At 29.6% G+C, this 19,873-nt stretch carries 12 protein-coding genes and 1 pseudogene; 2 read left to right on the plus strand and 11 right to left on the minus strand.

The window, feature by feature from the left end:
* Nucleotide 1: 1 nt before the first annotated feature.
* The 5 genes from EII29_RS00990 to EII29_RS01010 all read right to left on the minus strand — a co-directional run bounded on the left by EII29_RS00990 (nt 2) and on the right by EII29_RS01010 (nt 5,790).
* A complete protein-coding gene (locus tag EII29_RS00990; protein WP_158612440.1) occupies nt 2–1,057 on the minus strand; it encodes an RnfABCDGE type electron transport complex subunit D in 1,056 nt (351 codons plus the stop codon).
* A 1-nt stretch (nt 1,058) separates the two neighbouring features.
* Nucleotides 1,059–2,366, minus strand: a complete 1,308-nt coding sequence (locus EII29_RS00995) for an RnfABCDGE type electron transport complex subunit C (RefSeq protein WP_125235674.1) — start codon at nt 2,364–2,366, stop codon at nt 1,059–1,061.
* 73 nt (nt 2,367–2,439) lie between these two features.
* A complete protein-coding gene (locus EII29_RS01000; RefSeq protein ID WP_125235675.1) occupies nt 2,440–3,240 on the minus strand; it encodes an energy-coupling factor transporter transmembrane protein EcfT in 801 nt (266 codons plus the stop codon).
* 32 nt (nt 3,241–3,272) lie between these two features.
* Nucleotides 3,273–4,766 (minus strand): ABC transporter ATP-binding protein, encoded by a 1,494-nt coding sequence (locus EII29_RS01005; protein ID WP_125235676.1) that lies wholly within the window; start codon nt 4,764–4,766, stop codon nt 3,273–3,275.
* Between the two features lie 40 nt (nt 4,767–4,806).
* On the minus strand, nt 4,807–5,790 hold the full coding sequence (locus tag EII29_RS01010) for a DNA polymerase III subunit delta (protein ID WP_125235677.1): 984 nt from the start codon (nt 5,788–5,790) through the stop codon (nt 4,807–4,809).
* 132 nt (nt 5,791–5,922) lie between these two features.
* Between EII29_RS01010 and EII29_RS01015 the strand changes: the two genes are divergently transcribed.
* Nucleotides 5,923–6,282, plus strand: coding sequence for a DUF4870 domain-containing protein (locus tag EII29_RS01015; RefSeq protein ID WP_125235678.1), 360 nt, complete (start codon nt 5,923–5,925; stop codon nt 6,280–6,282).
* Between the two features lie 279 nt (nt 6,283–6,561).
* Here EII29_RS01015 and EII29_RS01020 read toward each other — a convergent pair whose 3' ends face one another.
* Both EII29_RS01020 and EII29_RS01025 read right to left on the minus strand, forming a co-directional pair.
* Nucleotides 6,562–7,656: an O-antigen ligase gene (locus tag EII29_RS01020; RefSeq protein ID WP_125235679.1), complete on the minus strand. Its 1,095-nt coding sequence runs from the start codon at nt 7,654–7,656 to the stop codon at nt 6,562–6,564.
* A gap of 29 nt (nt 7,657–7,685) precedes the next feature.
* Complete coding sequence (locus tag EII29_RS01025) at nt 7,686–9,866, minus strand: U32 family peptidase (RefSeq protein ID WP_125235680.1); 2,181 nt, start codon at nt 9,864–9,866, stop codon at nt 7,686–7,688.
* Between the two features lie 156 nt (nt 9,867–10,022).
* Here EII29_RS01025 and EII29_RS01030 point away from each other — a divergent pair, with 156 nt between their 5' ends.
* Nucleotides 10,023–10,622, plus strand: a complete 600-nt coding sequence (locus EII29_RS01030) for a YiiX/YebB-like N1pC/P60 family cysteine hydrolase (protein WP_199725997.1) — start codon at nt 10,023–10,025, stop codon at nt 10,620–10,622.
* Nucleotides 10,623–10,888: 266 nt separating this feature from the next.
* Here EII29_RS01030 and EII29_RS01035 read toward each other — a convergent pair whose 3' ends face one another.
* From EII29_RS01035 to EII29_RS13135, 4 genes and pseudogenes are all read right to left on the minus strand, one after another.
* On the minus strand, nt 10,889–18,100 hold the full coding sequence (locus EII29_RS01035) for an autotransporter-associated N-terminal domain-containing protein (protein ID WP_125235681.1): 7,212 nt from the start codon (nt 18,098–18,100) through the stop codon (nt 10,889–10,891).
* A gap of 34 nt (nt 18,101–18,134) precedes the next feature.
* A complete protein-coding gene (locus tag EII29_RS01040) occupies nt 18,135–18,338 on the minus strand; it encodes a hypothetical protein (protein ID WP_125235682.1) in 204 nt (67 codons plus the stop codon).
* Nucleotides 18,339–18,353: 15 nt separating this feature from the next.
* Nucleotides 18,354–18,887 (minus strand): YfhO family protein, encoded by a 534-nt coding sequence (locus EII29_RS01045; protein ID WP_125235683.1) that lies wholly within the window; start codon nt 18,885–18,887, stop codon nt 18,354–18,356.
* Between the two features lie 45 nt (nt 18,888–18,932).
* A pseudogene (locus tag EII29_RS13135) lies at nt 18,933–19,470 on the minus strand (YfhO family protein).
* Nucleotides 19,471–19,873 lie beyond the last annotated feature (403 nt).

Raw genomic sequence — 19,873 nt, forward strand, 5'->3', positions numbered from 1 at the left:
ATTATGCACCTCTCCAGAATAATGTTATCAATAAAGCACTTATTCCAATAAGTCCTATAACATATATTTTCTTTCTATTTTCATTTTCATTTGTAGGAGATATTGTATACCTGTCTATCATAGGTGTCAACATATTCATAATAAGTATCGAATAAAGAACACCTTCAGGCATATTCGACCTGTATCTTAAAAGCATTGTAAAAAATGCCGCTCCTATTGCAAATATTATTTTCCCGTATGGACTTGAAGGGGATGTAACGGGATCAGTCAGCATAAACACTCCTCCAAATATCAATCCTCCTATCCCTATCTGTACTAAGGCAAAACCGAAAGGGGATAATCCGTGAACGAGTGCTGTTATAAAAGTGATTATAAAAGAAGTTCCTATATAAAACACAGGTAATCTCCAGTCCAAAACTTTCTTAATCGCTAAAAATATTCCCAATATTATTATAAGTAAAGCAAAAGTTTCTCCAATAGATCCTTTATAAAATCCTATATATAAATTTGTCAGAGATACACCCACATTTCCTGACCATCCTGTTCCTGAAAGCATTGTTGTAGGGGTAGCACCGCTCACTGAATCTACTGCCTTTGAAGGTAATACAGCCGTTAATTTATCTCCATAGGACATCATCACAAAAACCCGACCTATAAGAGCAGGATTAAATATATTCTGTCCAAATCCTCCAAATATTAATTTCCCTATAAGTATGGAAAATAGACTTCCTGATATAACTACATAATAAGGAGTACCTATAGGTAAAATAAGTGCGAACAGTATTGCAGTTACATAAGGAAATGATCGGTTTACAGCTTTTAATATATCCTTTTCTTTAAGCATATAAAAATAAGCCGCTTCACATAAATATGCTGAAATCAGTGATACTGCAATCATTAAAACTGCTTTTATTCCGTAATCAGCTCCAAGAGTAAAATAATATCCTGCGGAAACTGCAGAAACAATTAATAGAGTTATTGTAAGATAGAGCATTATTTCCTGTGTGGATAAAATATTTCTGTAATTCGGTGTAGTTCTTTTAAATATTATTTTCATTTTATTTGCCACCTGCCTTTCGGGCATTGGCTATTCTTGTTTTTGCCTTTCCTACCCAGTCGGTAACTTCTATTTTAGAAGGACAGATAAATGAGCATAGTCCACATGTTATGCATTTATCTGCTCCGGCATTTGTTACACTATCCAAATCTTTCATTTTTTCTCCGTTCATTATCTGGACAGGCTGTATCTTTGCGGGACAATATTCTACACAAAGTCCGCAACGCAGACAAGGCATTTCATCCGTATCCTTTTTAGGAAGTATAGTTACCGAATTGCTGTAACTGCTTATGACAAATTGGTCATTTGCTATGGATTTCCCCATCATAGGTCCTCCTGCAAGCACTACTATTTCTTCACATTTGTCATTATATCCTCCTATTTTATCTATTATGTAGTCTACCGATGTTCCAATAGGAACATACACATTTTCAGGATTTTTTATTCCTTCTCCTGAAACAGTGACTATTCTGTGTGTTATAGCTTTTTTCTGTCTTAATGCTTCAGACAGATATATTGCCGTTGTGGCATTATTTACTATTATACCTATTTCACTAGGAAAACGTTCATATTCTTTTTTAAATATTTCTCTTATGAGAACCCTTTCCCATCCCATAGGATAAGCATCGGGAACTCCCACTATTTCAATATCATTAAACTTTGCAGCTTTTTCTTTTAATTTTAAAATTAAATCTTTATTTGTTACTTTCACTGCAATAATTCCTTTTCCGGCATGTCCGGCTTTCATAAGAAAATGCGTTCCATCCAGTAATTCTTCAGAATGTTTTTCCATCACCTTATAATCCGATGTAAGATACGGTTCACACTCAACTGCATTTATAAGCACAGCTTCAATATTTTTTGCATTCTGATACTTTACATATGTAGGAAATCCCGAACCTCCAAGTCCCAATATTCCTATTTCCTTAATTGCTTCTACTAATTCTTCCGCTGAAAGACTGTCAGGATTATCATAAGAAAACGGAGTAATTTCATCATCTTTAAAATCATTTTCTATAAGCAGATGATTCTGAATTTTTCCTGATGTATGCATTCTTTTTTCAATCCCTTTGACTGTTCCTGAAACAGGCGAATACAGAGGAACATAAATGTCCTTTCGTGTAGCCAATTTTGTTCCTTTATGAACATAATCTCCCTCACTTACATGTACGTCAAAATCTGTCGATGCTCCGATAATCAAAGGAATATAAACAATTTCAGGCTCAGGTAAGCTAAGAACTTGTTTTGACTTTGTAAGTTCTTTTTTACCGTTAAGCCTAATTTTTCCAATTCCACTTAATAAGCTCATAAATTCTCTCTCCTCAAAAAATTCATAATATTGTAAATTTATTATCTCATCATTATAAGTGTACCACATAATTTTAAAAAAAGAAGAGTAAAAAAAGAAAAAATAATAAAACTGCAATAATTGTCAGTATATCTTTTATTTTCCATTTTAAAGGACTGTATTCGGTTCTCTCCTTATTTAAAATAAAATTTTTCACTTCCATTATTTCAAACATTCTGTTTGATTTTTGTAAAGTCAGTTGAAATAAAGGAATAATAATTAAAAAAATTTCCTTTATATTCAGTAAAAACTGCTTTATGTTTTTTCTTGAAAAATCTGCTCCTCTGCTTTTCTGAGCTTTCATTATTTTTCCTGCCTCTTCAAATATTATAGGAATAAATTGTAATGAAATCATAATATAAATACTGGTTTCACTATTTTTTCTTTTTTTATTCAAAATATAGTTTAGCCCTTTTATAATATCAGACGGTTTAGTAGTAAAAGTGAAAAGCTCGGTTATTGTTGTTAAAAGAAATATCTGTGTCATTATATTTAATGTAAATAAAACAGGAATATCATATATTTTTATCATTTTTAAATCCAAAAGCAACTTTCCGGTGTTCATAAAAAAAATGTTGAAAAATAATAATATAAAGGAAATATACATATACACTTTTATTTTGGCTGTAATATTCAAAAAATTATATTTTGAAACATATGAAAATACTACTAAAAATATAAATATTAAAAAATAGGCATAGAAACTATGCCGTTTTATTAAAATTAAAATTATAAATAAAATCATTGTCAATATTTTAACTCTCGGATCAAGTTTATGTATGAAAGAATTTTCATGCGAATAAATTCCCATTTGGGATAATCTTTTTAAATTCATTTCATTTTTCTCCTAATATTCATATATTCTGTTTACAATTCGATATAGTTATCGGCATATTCATTTATTATACCTTTATTATGTGTAGTCATGACTATTGTCATACCGTTTTCTTTCAATTTTTTGAGTAATTCCATAATTCTTTTTCCAAACTCGTAATCAAGAGAAACAGTAGGTTCATCTAAAAATAATATTGTCGGTTCAGTACATATTGCAGTAGCTATTCCAAGTAATCTTTTTTCCCCTGAAGACAATGTAAACGGTGATCTCTTTTCATAATTTTCACTAAGTCCCACTGTAATAAGGGCTTTTTTTACTTTTTCATCTATTTTTCCCTTATTTTTCTTTTCAATCTTACATTTTTTTGTAATGTTATATTCTATTTCATCTTTCACTGCTTTTTGAAAAAACTGATTTTCAGGATTTTGAAAAACATATCCTGTATATTTTCTTATTTCTCTGAATTCCTTTTCTTCTGTATTTCCAGTAACTATAATATTTCTCTTTTTACTTTCTCTAATTATTTCATCACTTTTGTCATTTTGTTCTGAAAAGTCAATAAATATTTCTCCTTGAAATAACTCTTCTCTCGGAATAAAACCATACATAAGTTCAAAAAGTGTTGTTTTCCCGGTCCCTGACTTTCCTGTTATTACCGTTATTTCTCTTTCAGGAATAGAAAAAGAAAGATTATCAAACAATTTTTCAGAATTCTTTTCATGTGTGTAACTTACATTTTTTAACTTTATTTTTATTTTTCTATTTTTTTCTTCTTTTCTTAAATTATAAACTTTCCGTTCATTATTTTCCGAAAAAATATTATTTATTTTTTCATATTCAGAAAGCGTATAATTAAATTTTCCATTTGTTACATTTTTTCTGTTTAATATTATTATATTATCACTCTTTTCAATTTCTTCCGTATCATGAGATACTGATATGACTGTTTTTCCATCTTTCATCAATTTTCTTATTATATTGTCGGCTTCTTTTCTTTTCTCATTATCGAACATTTCCAGAGCTTCATCCAATATTATAATTTCAGGTTCTGTAACCAGTGCTGAAACAAGAGCAACTTTTTGCTTTTCTCCTCCTGACAGTTGAGAAATTCTTCTACTTAACAGATTTTCCATTTTAAAAAGTTCCGTATATTTTTTTATTAATATTTTCATTTTTTCATAAGGTATACAGTTATTTTCCATTCCGAAAATTAAACTGTCAATAACAGTTTCTCCTATAAGCTGCTCATCTGTATACTGAAAAACAACTCCCATTTTTTTTCTCATTTCATATAAAAAGGAAGCAGTATATTTTAAGAGAGCTCCATTTATAAATATTTCCCCTTTCTGAGGTTTTTCCAACCCCGTAATCAATTTAACAAGAGTTGTTTTTCCTGCTCCATTTTTCCCTGTAATTACATTATACTTATTTTTTTCAATGAAAAATGAAACATTATCCAATATTGTTTTATCTTTATTAAAATAATACACATTTTTAAATTCTATTATTTTGGAAATTATAATCACTCTCCCTGTAATACTAAAAACACGATATTTTCATATATCTTCATTTTTTCCCGTATGAGTCTGCTATTTCCATTATAAGAACTTCAACTCCGGCTTCCATTCCTACTTTACCCGTCTTTATATCTTTTTCAATTTCCCAACATCTGAAAACTAACTTTTTCAGATTTTTATGAGAATAATTTTTTAATCTTTCAAATTTTTTAAAAATAGAATATGGATTTGGAAACCTATTATTAGTTTTGAAACTCTCTTTTAATTTCTCAAACTCTCCTTTAAATATATTATAACTGCTGCTTAATTTCACTCCTGATTTTTCAAAACTGCTCAGCTTGTATATTATTTCCAACTCACTATACAGCGAATACAAAATCCCCATATATTCCTTACTTTTTTCAAGATATTTTATTACTTCACGGGATTTATCGGTAAATATTTTTTCAGTACATTCATAAATTTTATATTCTTTTTCAATGGAAATTATTTTTTTTACTTCATTTATATTAAACTTTTCCCCATTCAGAAAAATCTTTATTTTTTCCGTTTCACTTTTTACTTTTAAAGGATTCTTTCCTATCATTTCCATTAATAGCCCCGTATCTTTTTCAGTAATTTCCAATTCTTCCCTTATATATTTTTTTATTTCACTGTCATCTTCTTTTAAAAAGAGATAAACCTCCATTTTATTGTCTTTTTTTATTTCTTCCAGTTTTTTTGAAAGTTTTACTCCTATTTTCCCGTCTTCTTTGAAATAATCAATCACTATTTCTTTATCGGGTATGTCCAGAGATGTAATATAACCTAAAATTTTTTCCAAATCTTTAAGTTTTTCCCCTCTTTTCAACACAATTAATTCTTTTGATGAAAATATGGAATTAAAACTCACTTTTTCCAAAAATTTTTCTTCCTCCTTAATATCCGCATCAAAAAAACTTTCTTTTATTCCCGGGGTTTTTTTTCTGATTTTTTCCATTAAATCAAAATACTTAAATTCTCTATGTTTCATTCCGCCTATAAAATAAATCATCTGCTTCCTTCCGTTATTTTTATTTTATATTTTAAGTATACTCTTTTTAACTGTCAATTTCAATTTGATTTTTTAATTTTTTTATGTTAAAATTTTTGTGTAATAAATTACAGTTATTTAAAGGAGGTATTTATGAGTTCAAATGTTAAAGAACAGGTTTCAATTGGGGGGTTAAGAGCGAATGCTGCTGCTGCTCTTATAAATTTAAGTTTTTTTACAGGACTGGGTATTTTAATTCCTATCCTTGCATTAATTCTTGAAACTGAAAATAAATTTGTAAAAACTTATGCAAAACAGACATTGGCATTAAGTGTTTTTGTATTAGTATCATCTTTATTAAATATAATATTTCTTATAGGAACTGTTATTTTTGGAGTTGTCATCTTCGTTCTTATAGCTGTTCAGATTTTTGCCATTATAAAATCAATAATGGGTGATGAATTTGAAATTCCTTATATAAACAAAATTACAAATATTTTATTCATTGACTAAAATATACTTAAAAGGACTATTTTGAGAGTAATCTCTATCATAGTCCTTTTTTATTCTAACATGTATCTCCAACTCTTAAACTTAATGAAGTTTCCACTAATACTATTATATTATCATTTTATATGTTTTATCAAAAAAATATAAAATTATATTAATCGGAAAAATATCTGTCTAAATGTAATGAGCTTACTATTTTAAATACAACAAACATTTTTAAAGAACTAAAACGAAGTCGATAGTCGAAGTATGAAGACATTATAACCTTTATAAAGATAGTTTTTATTTCCCTCTATACTTATAAAGTCTAATTTTATATTTTTTCATATCTTCTTTATTTTCGGAACATGAAAGTATCATTATAAATAAGAGTACCGTCTGAATCCAGAAAATTGGAAAATCTGTAGAATTGTGGGCTACTATTCCTGCAACTATAGCTATTTTCAAAACATTACTTTTATCATCTTTAAAGATATCATATATATATTTCAGCCATACACTCATTAATGCCAAAGTTCCTACAATTCCATAGCTTAAAAGAAGCTCCGTCAAAGCATTATGAGAATGGGGATAAAATTTCGTATATTTGAAGTAATATCCGTTTCCATGTCCGAATATTACATTTGTTTTAAAAGCGTTAAATGCCATTTTCAGTATATCTCTTCTCAGCCAGTAATATTTTCCGATACTGCTTTCCCTTAAAAAAGGAAATATGTTAAAATAAACTCCTGTAATATATCCTCCTAATAAAAGAACACATATAAAAAAATATTTTTTTTCAAGAAAATAATAAAGTAAAACGAATATCCCTATTATTGCTGCTGCAAGAGATGATCTTGAACCTGACAGTAAAATAGTCAGAAAATTTAATATAAATATTAAAAAATTAATTTTTGATTTTTTCTTTAATGACAAATATAAATTTACAATTGTAGCCATCATCATTATATTTCCCAAATAATTCGGATTCAGATAGGCAAAATAGCCTGCTCTGTTCCCTGTCACCAAAGTTTCTCCAAAGGAAATGAAAAAGGCAATTGATGAAAATTTTCCAATTAATTCAAGATTATAATTTTTAAATTCATCATTTACAATTCTTGTATAATAACGACCCACCATTATGCAAAGTAATATCGGAATTGCTACAAATCCGTAATAATTACGATACCATAATGACATTATTATGGAAAATCCGAGAACCGCTTCTACTATAACAAGAGATTTGTCTTTCAGGATTTTTTTATATTCTCCTGTTACAAAAATATCTTTCAATAATAGTAAACAAAGTATAATTACAAGAATAAAATGAATAAAAATAGCTCCTCCCATTAATATGTACATTTTTTCTATATAATTTCTGTTTTTTATAATTTCCAATTTAAACCCTCTTTTCAATTTTATAAAAATTAAAATACTCCCCGTTCAAATGAATAAGGATTATAATTACCTTTTTTAGTTTTCAGACTTTTAATTACCTTTTTCACCTCATCACTATTTTCAAAAGTGAAATCAAGTCTTAATTCATCAAAATTAAATTTTTTAATTTTATCAAGTTCCGGAATTAAATTCATCGGTTTATCGAGGTACAATTCTATATTCCCCAGATTATTTTTAAGTATTTTGTATTTATCGTAAAACTCCCCTTTTAACTCTTTATAATCTTTATCAAATATTTTATGTTCTATGTACATTCCTTTTAAATAACCATATATTACCATCCCTATTTTTACTTTATCAGACTTTATAAACTTCAGTTGTTTATAATTTAGTTCAGGAGAAATAAATACTGTTTCCAGATTGGAAAACTCCGAAAATAAATCTAATGTATGATTATTAAAAACATTAAGATTCCAATCAAGACTCTGTCCTTTTATATTATTTTTTTCTCCTATTACAACTTGATATAAGTTTGAAGCTAAATTTGTATTTGTTCTTATCTCATAGGATTTATGTATATTTTTTTCCTTTGCCACATCATATTGTTTATAATATATTTTTTCTATTCCCATTTCACGGCACACCTTCTCCTGTTCATAATTAGATACAAGTGCTGAAAAAATAGGCTCTTCATTTTCTCCTTTTTGGCTTCCAAAAACATATGTTTTTTTCGGAAACGATTTTCTTTTATATGATTCCAACAACTCTTTTTCAAGTTCAGATACACACTCTCTTTTTAGAGATTTTAACTCGCTGAATGGAATAAATGAAACTCCGTCATAATTTATTTTTATACTGTTAAGTTCAAAAACTGTTTCTCCAAGTTCTCCTACTTTTTGGGATATCTGTTCTTCGGTAATAATTTTTTTTGCTTCCTGTTCTATAATTTTTCCTTTTTTTACAACTTCGATTTTTTCCCCATTCAAATTAAAAATAGAAAATTTTAAAATAACTTCTTTCCCTTTTTCCACTGTCAGTTCAGCATCTATAGATGAAAACCTTTTGGAAACTTTTATATTATGTATTATCCTGTCATTAATTTCTTTTGAATAATTCTTATAAATATACTTTGTTTTTTCAGGCAGTTTTCCTATGGAAACAATATCATTTTTTTCCGCTTTCTGAACTTTTTTACCGTTTACTGTTATTTTATTTACATATTCCCCTTCAATTTTTTCAAAATCACTGTCTACAAACTGAACTCCGTCTCCTAATATAAGCTCATCATCTATTCTGAAATTATTACTGTTTTCAATTCTTACTCCTAAAAAATAACCGAAATTTGACGAATATTTAAAATTCATCAGTTTATCGTCAAGATAAAAATATCCTTTGGAATAACCTCTGTTGAATAGTTTATAACTTTCTGACGGTCTCGGCTTACCTTTGATTATATTATCATAATAACTTACAGTTTCATAGACATATTCGCTTGATTTTTTACGTCCCTCAACTTTTATCGCATTTATTCCTATATCTTTAAGTTTGTTAATTTCTTCTATCTCGAATAGTTGGTCATTAGGACTTAAAAAATATGCTTTATTACCTTCTTCATCTTCAAATTTTTTTCTACATGAATAAGCGCACAGTCCTCTGTTTCCACTTCTTCCCCCTATAAAGCTGCTTATGTAACAATTCCCCGAATATGAAATACATAACGATCCTGATACGAAAATTTCAAGTTCTATATCAGTTTTTTCTCTTATACTTTTTATTTCTTCAAAAGAAAGCTCTCTTGCCAACACCACACGACTCAGTCCAAGTTCTTTCAGTTTATTGGCTTCTACATGGTTGGCTACGGTCATCTGAGTACTTCCGTGTAAAGCCAACTCGGGAAAATTTTCCTTTAAAAATTTCATAAATCCTAAATCTTGAACTATTACTGCATCTATTCCATGTTCATAGATACGACTTATATTATAATATGCCGTGTCTATTTCAATATCTTTCATTAATGTATTCAATGTTATCAGAGTTTTTACCCCTCTTGAATGAGCATAATCTATTCCATTTATTATTTCTTTTATACCTAAGTTCTGGTTATTTCTTCTTGCTCCAAATCCTTTCAATCCGAAATAGACTTCATTTGCTCCTGCTTTTATTGCCGCCTCTAACTTTTCATAGTTTCCTGCCGGTGCGACTATATTCATTATTTTTTCTCTCCATTTCCTGAAAATTATATTTTATACATAATTATACAGACTTTAATAATTTTTGGCAACTAATTTTTTAACTGGACTATTTCTCTTCTTTTTTATATAATATAAATATACTTTTTGAAAAATATACTGAAAGGAACTGAATATATGAACTTTATTTCTCATAAATTAAAAAAAACAGACATCTTTTTAAATATACTTAAAAAAATCATTTTAAGTTTTATACTATTTTTATTGTTAATATCGTGTAAATCTATAGATCCCACTTATAAATGGTACTCTGCAAAAGAAGTTATTGCAAATTCTGAAAAACTTCGACCGGGAGATATACTTGTATTATCAAAGAGAGCTTCTATTCGTTCAATGTGGGGACATGTAGCAGTTTTAAATGAAGAAAAAAAAATAGTAGAATTTCCTTCATATTCTACAGGCTATAGCGAAAGTCCCTTATTTGTATGGCAAACCCTCAACAGGAAAGTTGCCGTTTTCAGATTAAAAGGAATAGATGATGACTATAAAACTGCATTATTTGAAGAAATAAACAAAACTGTCAACAAAACTTACGGACTGACTTTTGATAAAAACTTTGATAAAAGGTTATATTGTTCCCAATTTGTGTATCTTGTCTTTAAAAGAGCCGGAAAGAAGGTCGGAAAAAATATTGATTTAGATTCTAATGGCGGAGGATGGGTAATGCCTTTTGATATAATGAGATCTCCTTTACTTGAAAATGTGATACTGAATTAATCCATTATTGAGCTAAAAAGTTTTTTATAAAACAAAAATATTTACTTGATAAATTTACATAAAAACTCAAAATAAAGTTATTTCATGATATAGAAAATATTTAATTTTCAAATGTATATATTTATTATTTTATAAAAATAAACATTTACTTTATAAAAAACGGGAACTTCAACATTCCCGTTTTTTATAAATTATCACGAATAATAATTTTTATTATACATCAGATTTTTTCTTCATTCAAATTCAGATTTCATGGTTTCCTACATTTAGTAAATAGCTCTGAATCCTATTCCTCCTCTTATATTTTTACCCTTTGTATCGTAACCTCCGTTTATTGTTATTCCGAAGTTTTTATTTTCGAGCCCTATGTTCAATTCCGTCTTGAAATTCCCTTTTTTATTGTCCTTTTCTCCTTTAAATCTGTATGAACCGGCACTAGTATAATTTACTCTGAATTTTGTTTCTCCTTCAGTAACTTTACCTAATTCCGCTTCATAACTCATTCCTAACGAAGTTACAAATGTCGATTTTACTGCTACAGGCTGTTTATAAGTCAGAATAACTCCTGCTTGAGGCTTAATTGAGAAATATTTGCCATCTTCAATTGCCAAACGTAAAACACCTCTTTTTTCCTTAATATCATCATGACGTCCATATTCCATTTTCAGACTTCCATAAGGTGTAAAAGTAAATCTCTCACTCAAACGAATATTTTTAACAAATTCATTTTTCATAGCAATACCGTAACTTGTGTAATTTCCCTGTGCTTCATAAATAGTATCAACATTAAGGAATCTTCTCTTCATTTCACTATGTCCTACAAATCCTTCACCTGAAATCGTCCAGATATTATCTTTTTTATTTCCAAACGGTATAGATTTATATATTCCTACTTTAAGCATTAGAGTCTTTTCTTCAGAACTTCCTATATCTTTAAGTTTGAAAGTATTATGTAATGCCCCTGCATACCAACCTGAAGCATCATTTTTCTTAACGGTTTCTCTTTGATTTATATATGCAACTCCGTAAGCATTACTCTTATGATTATGTATCTGAGCTGATTTTGTCTTGTATTCATCACGATTACCGAACGATATTATTTTATTTATATTTTTGGAACCGTTTCTCCAGTTTCTCAGATTATCAAGTTCTTTGTCTAAAGTGGAACTTGTCATATAAATTCTTTGACGGGCATTAATATATTGTCTACCTAAAGCTTCATCTACAGCTTGTGCCCATAATTTAGCTTCACCGTCACCGATTGCATTCAATTTATTGAAATAAAGTTTTTCAGGAGAATTTACTTCATTTTCACTGTATCTTTGTTCCAATCCATCAAGGAAATTATATATATTTTTATCTCCTTTTTTTGCATAGTCCGTATAAGGAATTTTTGCCATTACGAAAGTATCATCATTCTGATTATTAGGATCTCCTATATCAATTGATCCTATCCAATGATAGGCCCCTGAAACAAATGAACTTTTTCCAAAACTATATTCCGGATAATCACGTCTGATTTTTGAAACTATTTCTGCAGGAACTCTTATAACTTTTTCACGTGTTAAGTCAGCCAATTCCGCACCAAACATTATATTTACTTTATTTTCAGTATTTTGAATTGGTCTTCCCGGATTATTAAATAAATTATTTAATCCACGAATAGCATTAGTACGTCCTAAGGTATCTATATAAATACCGAGATTGGAAATATAATAATTTTTTCCGGCTGCATCTATATTTGCCGCAACGTCATGTATTCTCTGTTCAATTCCATTTATAACAACTCCACCTATCAATCCTATACCGGGATTACCTTTTATTATTACACTTCCCAATCTGTTTGACGGATCATAAGATATATTTGAAGCATACTTATCATCAGCCGATATTGTACCTATATTTCCTGTATGGGGGTTTACTCCGTTTATGACATCTCCGTTGGTTAAACTTATTGATTGACCGTCAATAGTAGTATTCTTACCTTCTAAAATTACTCCTTTTGATTTATTTCCTGTAATAGTCATATTTCCGTAATTTTTAATAACACCGTTTTTAATATATACTCCGGCACTTTCATCTGCATTTATTTCTATATTATTATAATTTACAAAAGTTGCATCTTTAATAACTACACCTGTCATTCCTTTAATATAAGAATTTCCTGCATAATTTCCTGCTGTTTTAATTGTACCGTAGTTATATCCTGTAGCTCCATCCGCCACATATATCCCTGTCATTCCGTCAATCATATTTGAGGCTGAAGCAACTGATGCATCAAGAATTATTGTACCGTTATTTCTTACTACCGTTCCGATACCTCTGCCATACATACCTATACTTCTATTTCCACTAACAGTGATTGTACCGTTATTTTCCAAGTTAATATTTGTACCTTCCGCAGCCATACCGATTGAATATCTTTCAGTAGTTTTATTTGAAATACCTATATTGATATTATTAGTATTTAAAGCATATCCTCCATTACCTGTCATTAATATACCTACATTTTGTAATCCTTTTTCAACGGTTTCACTTGTATTATTTGTAATATTCAAATTAATAGCCGAATTATTTGTTATATTTGCAGTATCTTTACCATATAAAGCCACATTATTGGAGCCTTCAGCTGATATAGCCGTATTATTTGTTACTATAGCTGTTCTTCCGTTACCTCTGGCATAGATATAAATACTCTCTGAACCTAATTTTGCTTCGGCTCCTGCTAAAGGATTGCTATATGTTCCGTTTTCAACAGCATATGCTATTGCTTCATTTCCGATTACTGTCGGTGTAATTCCGTTATTTACTATATTTGAATTTACAGCATACACTCCTGCACCTTTATTTCCTATTTTCAATGTTGTTCCGGTAAGATTTATCGTTCCTCCGTCTTTCTGATACACACCTGTACTGTTATCTCCTATAGTTTCAATTGTTACCGCTCCTAAATTTGTTGTTCCGTTTATATGAACGATACCTGCACCTTCTTTTCCTGAAATAATTTTTCCGCCATTTACATTTATTGTGGAATTTCCCGTAACACCATTATTTAATACATATATTCCTGCACCGCCATTTTTAGCACTTACATCAATTTTACCACTATTGACAGTTACATTTGATGTTCTACCCGCCGTTTTATTTAAGGCGATTATTCCGTACCCTGCTGAAGTATTATTTCCTGTAGCGATTATATTACCGCTACTTGTAATGTTTATATCTCCGTCTTCAGTTCCTGATAATTTATTCAATCCATATATACCAGTTCCATTGTTTCCTACTGTAATATCTCCTGAATTTGTAATAATTGTGGAACGTGTTCCCAGTATACCTACGCCGTTATCGGTAGTATTTAAAATAGTTCCGTTATTTATAACCGTACCCAAGTCAGTTACAATAGCTATAGTATCACCGACAATATTTCCGTCTGTGGAATTTTCTTTAATAATAATATTTCCATCATTTTTAACTGTAATATCTCCTGAAACTCCACCTCCACTGATAGATTTAGGATTTATTTGAGCTATAACATATTGGTCTCCATTTGCAAATTTTTCACCTTCATTAGTTGCATTATTTATGTTACTTATAGTCTTTCCGATTAAAATATTTACATTTGAAGCTATATAATCAATAGCGGCAAAAACATTATTAGGAGAATTCAAAGCAACATCGTCATTTATATTAAATGTACCGCCTTTCAGTGTTATATATTTAAAATTTCCTGAAGCCGGATCAATTGCTATTCCGCTGTTAGGTAAAGCTATGGTATTTTTTATATTTGTTATATCTGAAGCCGACACCACAGCATTTGAACCTGCATCTATAAGAAACAGTCTTGCCCCGTCTTCTAATTTCAGAGTCATTTTATTTCCTGAAGCACCGGAAATATTACTTAAAACATCATTTATATTCCAATAAGGTGCGGCATTATTATTTTGCTTTAAAATAAATGCAAGTCCGTTATTTTTTATTAATGCATTTACTCCGGCTCCTATAATATTTATTTTCCCTGTAGCTCTGTATATATTAGGTATGACAGGATTACTGTAATTATAGAACAGTAAGCCCCCTGCTCCTACTGTAATATCGCTATTTTGAATATTTATCGTTGTTTTATCTACGCCGTTGCTTGAATTTTCTGCATAAAGAGCTGCCGCTCCACCTTCTACTTTAATATTTGCCTTTGTTCCGTCAACAGCTTCTTTAATTACAGTTGTAGAAGCTCCGTTACCTGTACCGTTACTATGAGCATAATTAGTATAAATACCTACTGAACCTGCACCTTTAGCATTTATTTCTCCACCTTCCATTGTAAAATTACCGAAGTTGGCAACTCCTATATTTCCTTCTGTTTCAATATTAATTTTGGAGGTTTTCCCTGTTTTTCCGGTTCCTTTAGTATTTATTCCTGAAACTCCGTTTATAGTTACATTATCAGCGGAATTTATCAACAAACCTACATTATTTTTACTTACCGTATTAATATTTATAGTCCCGTTATTTTCAGCATATCCTATCTGATAGAAGTTTGCATTGGCAGAAGGTTCTGTATAATCTATTTCATCATCGGCAGTCCATAAAACTCCGTCAGCTCCGGCATTTCTGATATATGACTGCTTTAATGCGGTTGCCATTCCGTAATTTCCGTTTTCTGTAGTTTTATCATTATCTTTAATATTGATTGTTCCTTCATTTATAACTTGAGCATTACCTCCACTGGCAAGCATACCGACATTTTTATCTCCTGTTTCAATATCAATTACCGCTGCACTTGTATTGATACCTTTCTGAGTACCAAGTTTAGTTGTTATTCCTTTAGTATCAATTCCGTCAAATATTTTTCCGTTAATATTTTTAGGATGCCCTTTTGCACTATAAGTAACATAAGTATACTGATAAGTATTGTTATCACGATATACTTCTATATATGTCTGATTATCCTGAATAATACCGCTGTCTATTCTTATACCTACATTACCTTTCGCAATATCATCATATTTTGTATCATTTATTATATTTGTTTTTATAGATATATTACCGCTTGAAGTAAAAGTATCATTAAATGCGGTTTGTAAAAACATTCCGCTGTTATTATTTCCTGCGATATTTATAGTTCCTTTATTTTGAATCATATTACCTGCAACAATAGGTTTAGGAGAAGTTTTTGTAATACTCGGGTCTACCGTTCCGTCCGGTTTTATATAGCCTTTTATAGGACCGAATAAATTTATTTCTGTGTAATTCTTTCCTGACTGTTTTCCGTCTTCAAGTACTGCCATACCTGCCGAATATCCTGCCTTATCTTCATTATCTTCATCATATCCCGCAACGTTTATTACCCCTCCCGTATCATTTATTACCGAGGAATTTTTATAATCTACTCCTGAAGATATTTTTATACCGTAACTTTTTGCTCCCATCGTCGTAATCGTTCCTTTATTTTCAACATTTACAGTTACCGGTTTTTTTTCTACAAGATATTCAAAAACATGAAAATTCATTCCGTTTATTTCTTCACTTCTAAATTCCCAAGGACGAGGTTCTTTTATTACATGTGAATATGGACTGTATATCTGTATTCCTATAGAATCATTCCCTCTAAAATCAATAGTTCCACTTTGATTTGCAAGTCTGTATTTATTATCCGGACCTAAATTATCTTCTCCGTCTTCACGAGTAAGTATAAGTCCGACTTTTCCTCCGATATATCCCTCTGCATTACGATAAAATTCCTTTGCACGTCCTGAAGCGACAGTTATATTCAGCTGTGCAGTACCGAACCCTCCTTTTACGGTATCTTCTCTTATACTTGAGCTTTCTACTCTATCATGTCCGTCATAATTGGTATCTGCTTGCCAATCGTATATTCCTAAATCAAGAAAAACTTTTTCTCCTTTATCAATTTCGTTATTACCGTTTGTATCTCCGCTTGTGTTTACATTCTGACGTGAGAAACTTATAACATCTTCACCTTTATCCGATATGATCCCGTTATTTTCCAACTTTCTTGTTTTTGCTCCTATTGCGTCATATTGTACTTCCAATCCGATAGTTAAAGGACCTTCCAAACTTAATGTCGCATTATTGACAATGGACCCGCCTCCTGTAACATTATCCAAAGTGGCAAAACGGCTTCCTCCTACATAAAATGCCTGTGTATTAAACGGTCTATTCATATATTTTTCATAGTTTTTATTAGTAAGAGGACCTATTCCGGCTACTAATCCAGCTATCCACGGATTAAAATTATTTGTAGGCATATTATCCAACTGATTTATCGAACTTATTTTATGACTTGTATCTACTGTCAAGTCAACTGCTGTTCCCGGATTATTTGTATCAGCCTGTACATCAAGATATGTTGTAAAAAGTCTCCATTGTCCTTTTCTTGTAGGCGAAAGAATATTCCACGAATAAATAAGACTCGGTTGACTGTTATTTGTCATTCCGTTTGCACTTGTACTTTTAGTTTGATAAATACTTTCAGAATAAATTCCTTCAATATTTGGAGAATCATTGTTAAAATGTCTATATCCTGCATATCCGTCATATCCGTTATCATATTTCCCATTTCCGTCAAAATCGGCAAATCCATATTTTTCCATAATACCTGTTAATTGATTAATAGCTTCTCCTTCAAAAGCTTCATTTTGCCATAAACAATTATTAGCCATATCATTACAATATGCTCCTAAATCAATGTTAAATATTTCTGCCGTTCCCGGAGCGGAAGGTCTACTTACATTTACACTGTAATTAACTGTAGGTGCACCTATTACAGGCGGTTGAGCGGGATTAATCATAGGTGAATGAGGAGTACGACTTATTTCTTTCGGTACTACATTTGCATTTACATTGGCAATCAGAGGAAGTTCGTCAAGAATTCTCAAATCAGCAAATCCTTCACCGTTTATGCTTCGATTATCCAACATAACAGATGAAGCCGATTTCAAATCATATAGATTATTCGGATTGATTATATGCTTTGCAAGATTAAAGAAAAATTCATTTCCTCTTCCTATATATCTGTCCAAATTATTGGAACGTAAATAAACTCCGTAATAAGGATAAACTTTACTTTTATCGTTTTCTCCTTTATAAGTACCTTTCCATTTGTTGTATGTATATCCTATACCGAACTGCCATGAACTCCATGGAGATTTAACAACATGATCTCCTTCTTCCATTAACTGGATAAGTTCAAGATTGGCATTTCTCAGAAGTTTGTTATTCTCAATTTTTGCCTGTCTGAACATATTTTTCATATCCACTATAGATGTACTCAGCTCTTTTCTTGTACGATTTATATTATTTTCAGTATTTTTTAACTGAGAAGAAGTTAACCCGTCAGAAAATGCAAATACTCCCATTAAAAGAAAACTTAAAAAAAATTCTCTTGTATATTTAACATTTTTATTTCTTTTAGTAAACTGCTTTAATACTTTTTCCAAATTTTTTAAATTATTAGCCATTATAACTCCTTATAAAATAATATTTCATATTCTTTTATTGAGGCATCGGTTCTTGCGGTACACATTCAAGCCAAAATCCACTTTCATCTCTTCCACAATATTTTCTAAATCCGGCATCACTATTTTCTGTTCTTGTAAGTCCTTTTTTATCTCTTGCAGCTTTATTGCTTCTTCCCGCTGCAAAAGATATTCCTGCAACTATTAATAATAACATCATTAAAACTTTCAAATTTTTCATAAATAAATCATCTCCTTAAATTTTGTTTTTTATATTTATTTTCTTTATAAATAATAATATTAAAATTATTATTCCCGTCAAACTTATGAGGATTCCTGTTTTTAACCCCGATGCCTCATATTTCAATTCAATAACATTTTCTCCTTTTACAGGTTTGATTCCTATAAATACTCCTATTATTTTTTTATTTTTTCCATTAATTTTTACAGACCGGCCTTTTTCATAAGGAATTGTAGTCATTAATATTTTATTGTTATCACTATTAAATTTTATTTTCACATAACCGTCTTTTATTTTTTCTATAAAGTTACGGTTCTTTATTTTCTTAATTGAATTTTCAAACTCTTCTCTGTTCAATTCATATAACTTATCTTTATTTAATTCCAATAAATTTGTATCTATTATAATTTTTATTTTATCATCGTTATTAACTTTTATAAGTTTCGTACCCTGATCTATTGTATCTCCCGATACATGTATATCATTTATTTTTAAATAAATTTTACTGACAACTTCCTTTAGATTATTTATATATAAATAAACCTGCATTAGTATTTTTTTCTATTTATCTTTTTATCTATCAATAAATAAAACTCATAAGCAATACATATTAAAAAGAAACATATTATGAAGGAAAAACGGGCAGGAAGCCAGTATAGTATTTTCCCTTACCAATGACAGGTATGTCGGTAATATCAGAAAAGCTGATATCATACCTGATATCGAAATTAACCCTATAAATTCCAAAAATTTTAAAATTACTTTTTTAAAGTTTATATTGTCTCTTTCATTAAAAATTTCATACCAAAAATAAATAACACTAAATAAAATAACAATATATGCGATGTAAAAATTGGAAATAATTAAAACAGCTACTGATATTATCATTCCGGTTTTTTTTCTTTTTAATGAATGACATTAAATAATTCAGAATAACCGGTAGCAGAATAACACGGTCTAACCACATAATATTAAGAGCATTATTCATATTATATGCCATCATCCAATAACAGAAAGAAAACAAAATTGTTACGTAATTTATTTTATTAAATCTTCTACTCAAATAAAAATTGAAACTTAAGCCTGCCAATCCGAACTTTATTAAAGTGAACATTAATATTACAAGTTGAATGTCCGTTTGATGTCATCTGTTCCGGCTTTGACTTATACCGAAAAATTTTGTATTTTTATTAGAAAAATTTTTAATTATATTCCTTATCTGAAACTTCCGTCATGTACAAATAATATTCTGCTATTTTCAGTAATCTTATTATTTTTTTCCGGTTGATACATTTTTTCTAAAAACAGCGATGCCGTTATAGGTATTACTTATTCTTCATTATAGCAGGGAACTATAATGCATAATCTTGGAATTTTATTTCTCATTTTAAATTCTGACCTTTCAATATTTTTGCTTGGATTTTTATTTTCCTGTCAGATTTTTAGCTCCTGAAATATTTTGACTTTATAAAAAATATACCTATTTTTAATTTAATATTTCCTAAAAAATATTCATTAATAACAGATTGACTAGA

The organism is Leptotrichia sp. OH3620_COT-345 (genome assembly GCF_003932895.1).
GTDB lineage: Bacteria > Fusobacteriota > Fusobacteriia > Fusobacteriales > Leptotrichiaceae > Pseudoleptotrichia.

Coding starts and splice junctions, on each gene's coding strand:
- EII29_RS00990 (WP_158612440.1), bottom strand. CDS start 1,057: ATGAAAATAATATTTAAAAGAACTACACCGAATTACAGAAATATTTTA.
- EII29_RS00995 (WP_125235674.1), bottom strand. CDS start 2,366: ATGAGCTTATTAAGTGGAATTGGAAAAATTAGGCTTAACGGTAAAAAA.
- EII29_RS01000 (WP_125235675.1), bottom strand. CDS start 3,240: ATGAATTTAAAAAGATTATCCCAAATGGGAATTTATTCGCATGAAAAT.
- EII29_RS01010 (WP_125235677.1), bottom strand. CDS start 5,790: ATGATTTATTTTATAGGCGGAATGAAACATAGAGAATTTAAGTATTTT.
- EII29_RS01015 (WP_125235678.1), top strand. CDS start 5,923: ATGAGTTCAAATGTTAAAGAACAGGTTTCAATTGGGGGGTTAAGAGCG.
- EII29_RS01025 (WP_125235680.1), bottom strand. CDS start 9,866: ATGAATATAGTCGCACCGGCAGGAAACTATGAAAAGTTAGAGGCGGCA.
- EII29_RS01030 (WP_199725997.1), top strand. CDS start 10,023: ATGAACTTTATTTCTCATAAATTAAAAAAAACAGACATCTTTTTAAAT.
- EII29_RS01035 (WP_125235681.1), bottom strand. CDS start 18,100: ATGGCTAATAATTTAAAAAATTTGGAAAAAGTATTAAAGCAGTTTACT.
- EII29_RS01040 (WP_125235682.1), bottom strand. CDS start 18,338: ATGAAAAATTTGAAAGTTTTAATGATGTTATTATTAATAGTTGCAGGA.
- EII29_RS01045 (WP_125235683.1), bottom strand. CDS start 18,887: ATGCAGGTTTATTTATATATAAATAATCTAAAGGAAGTTGTCAGTAAA.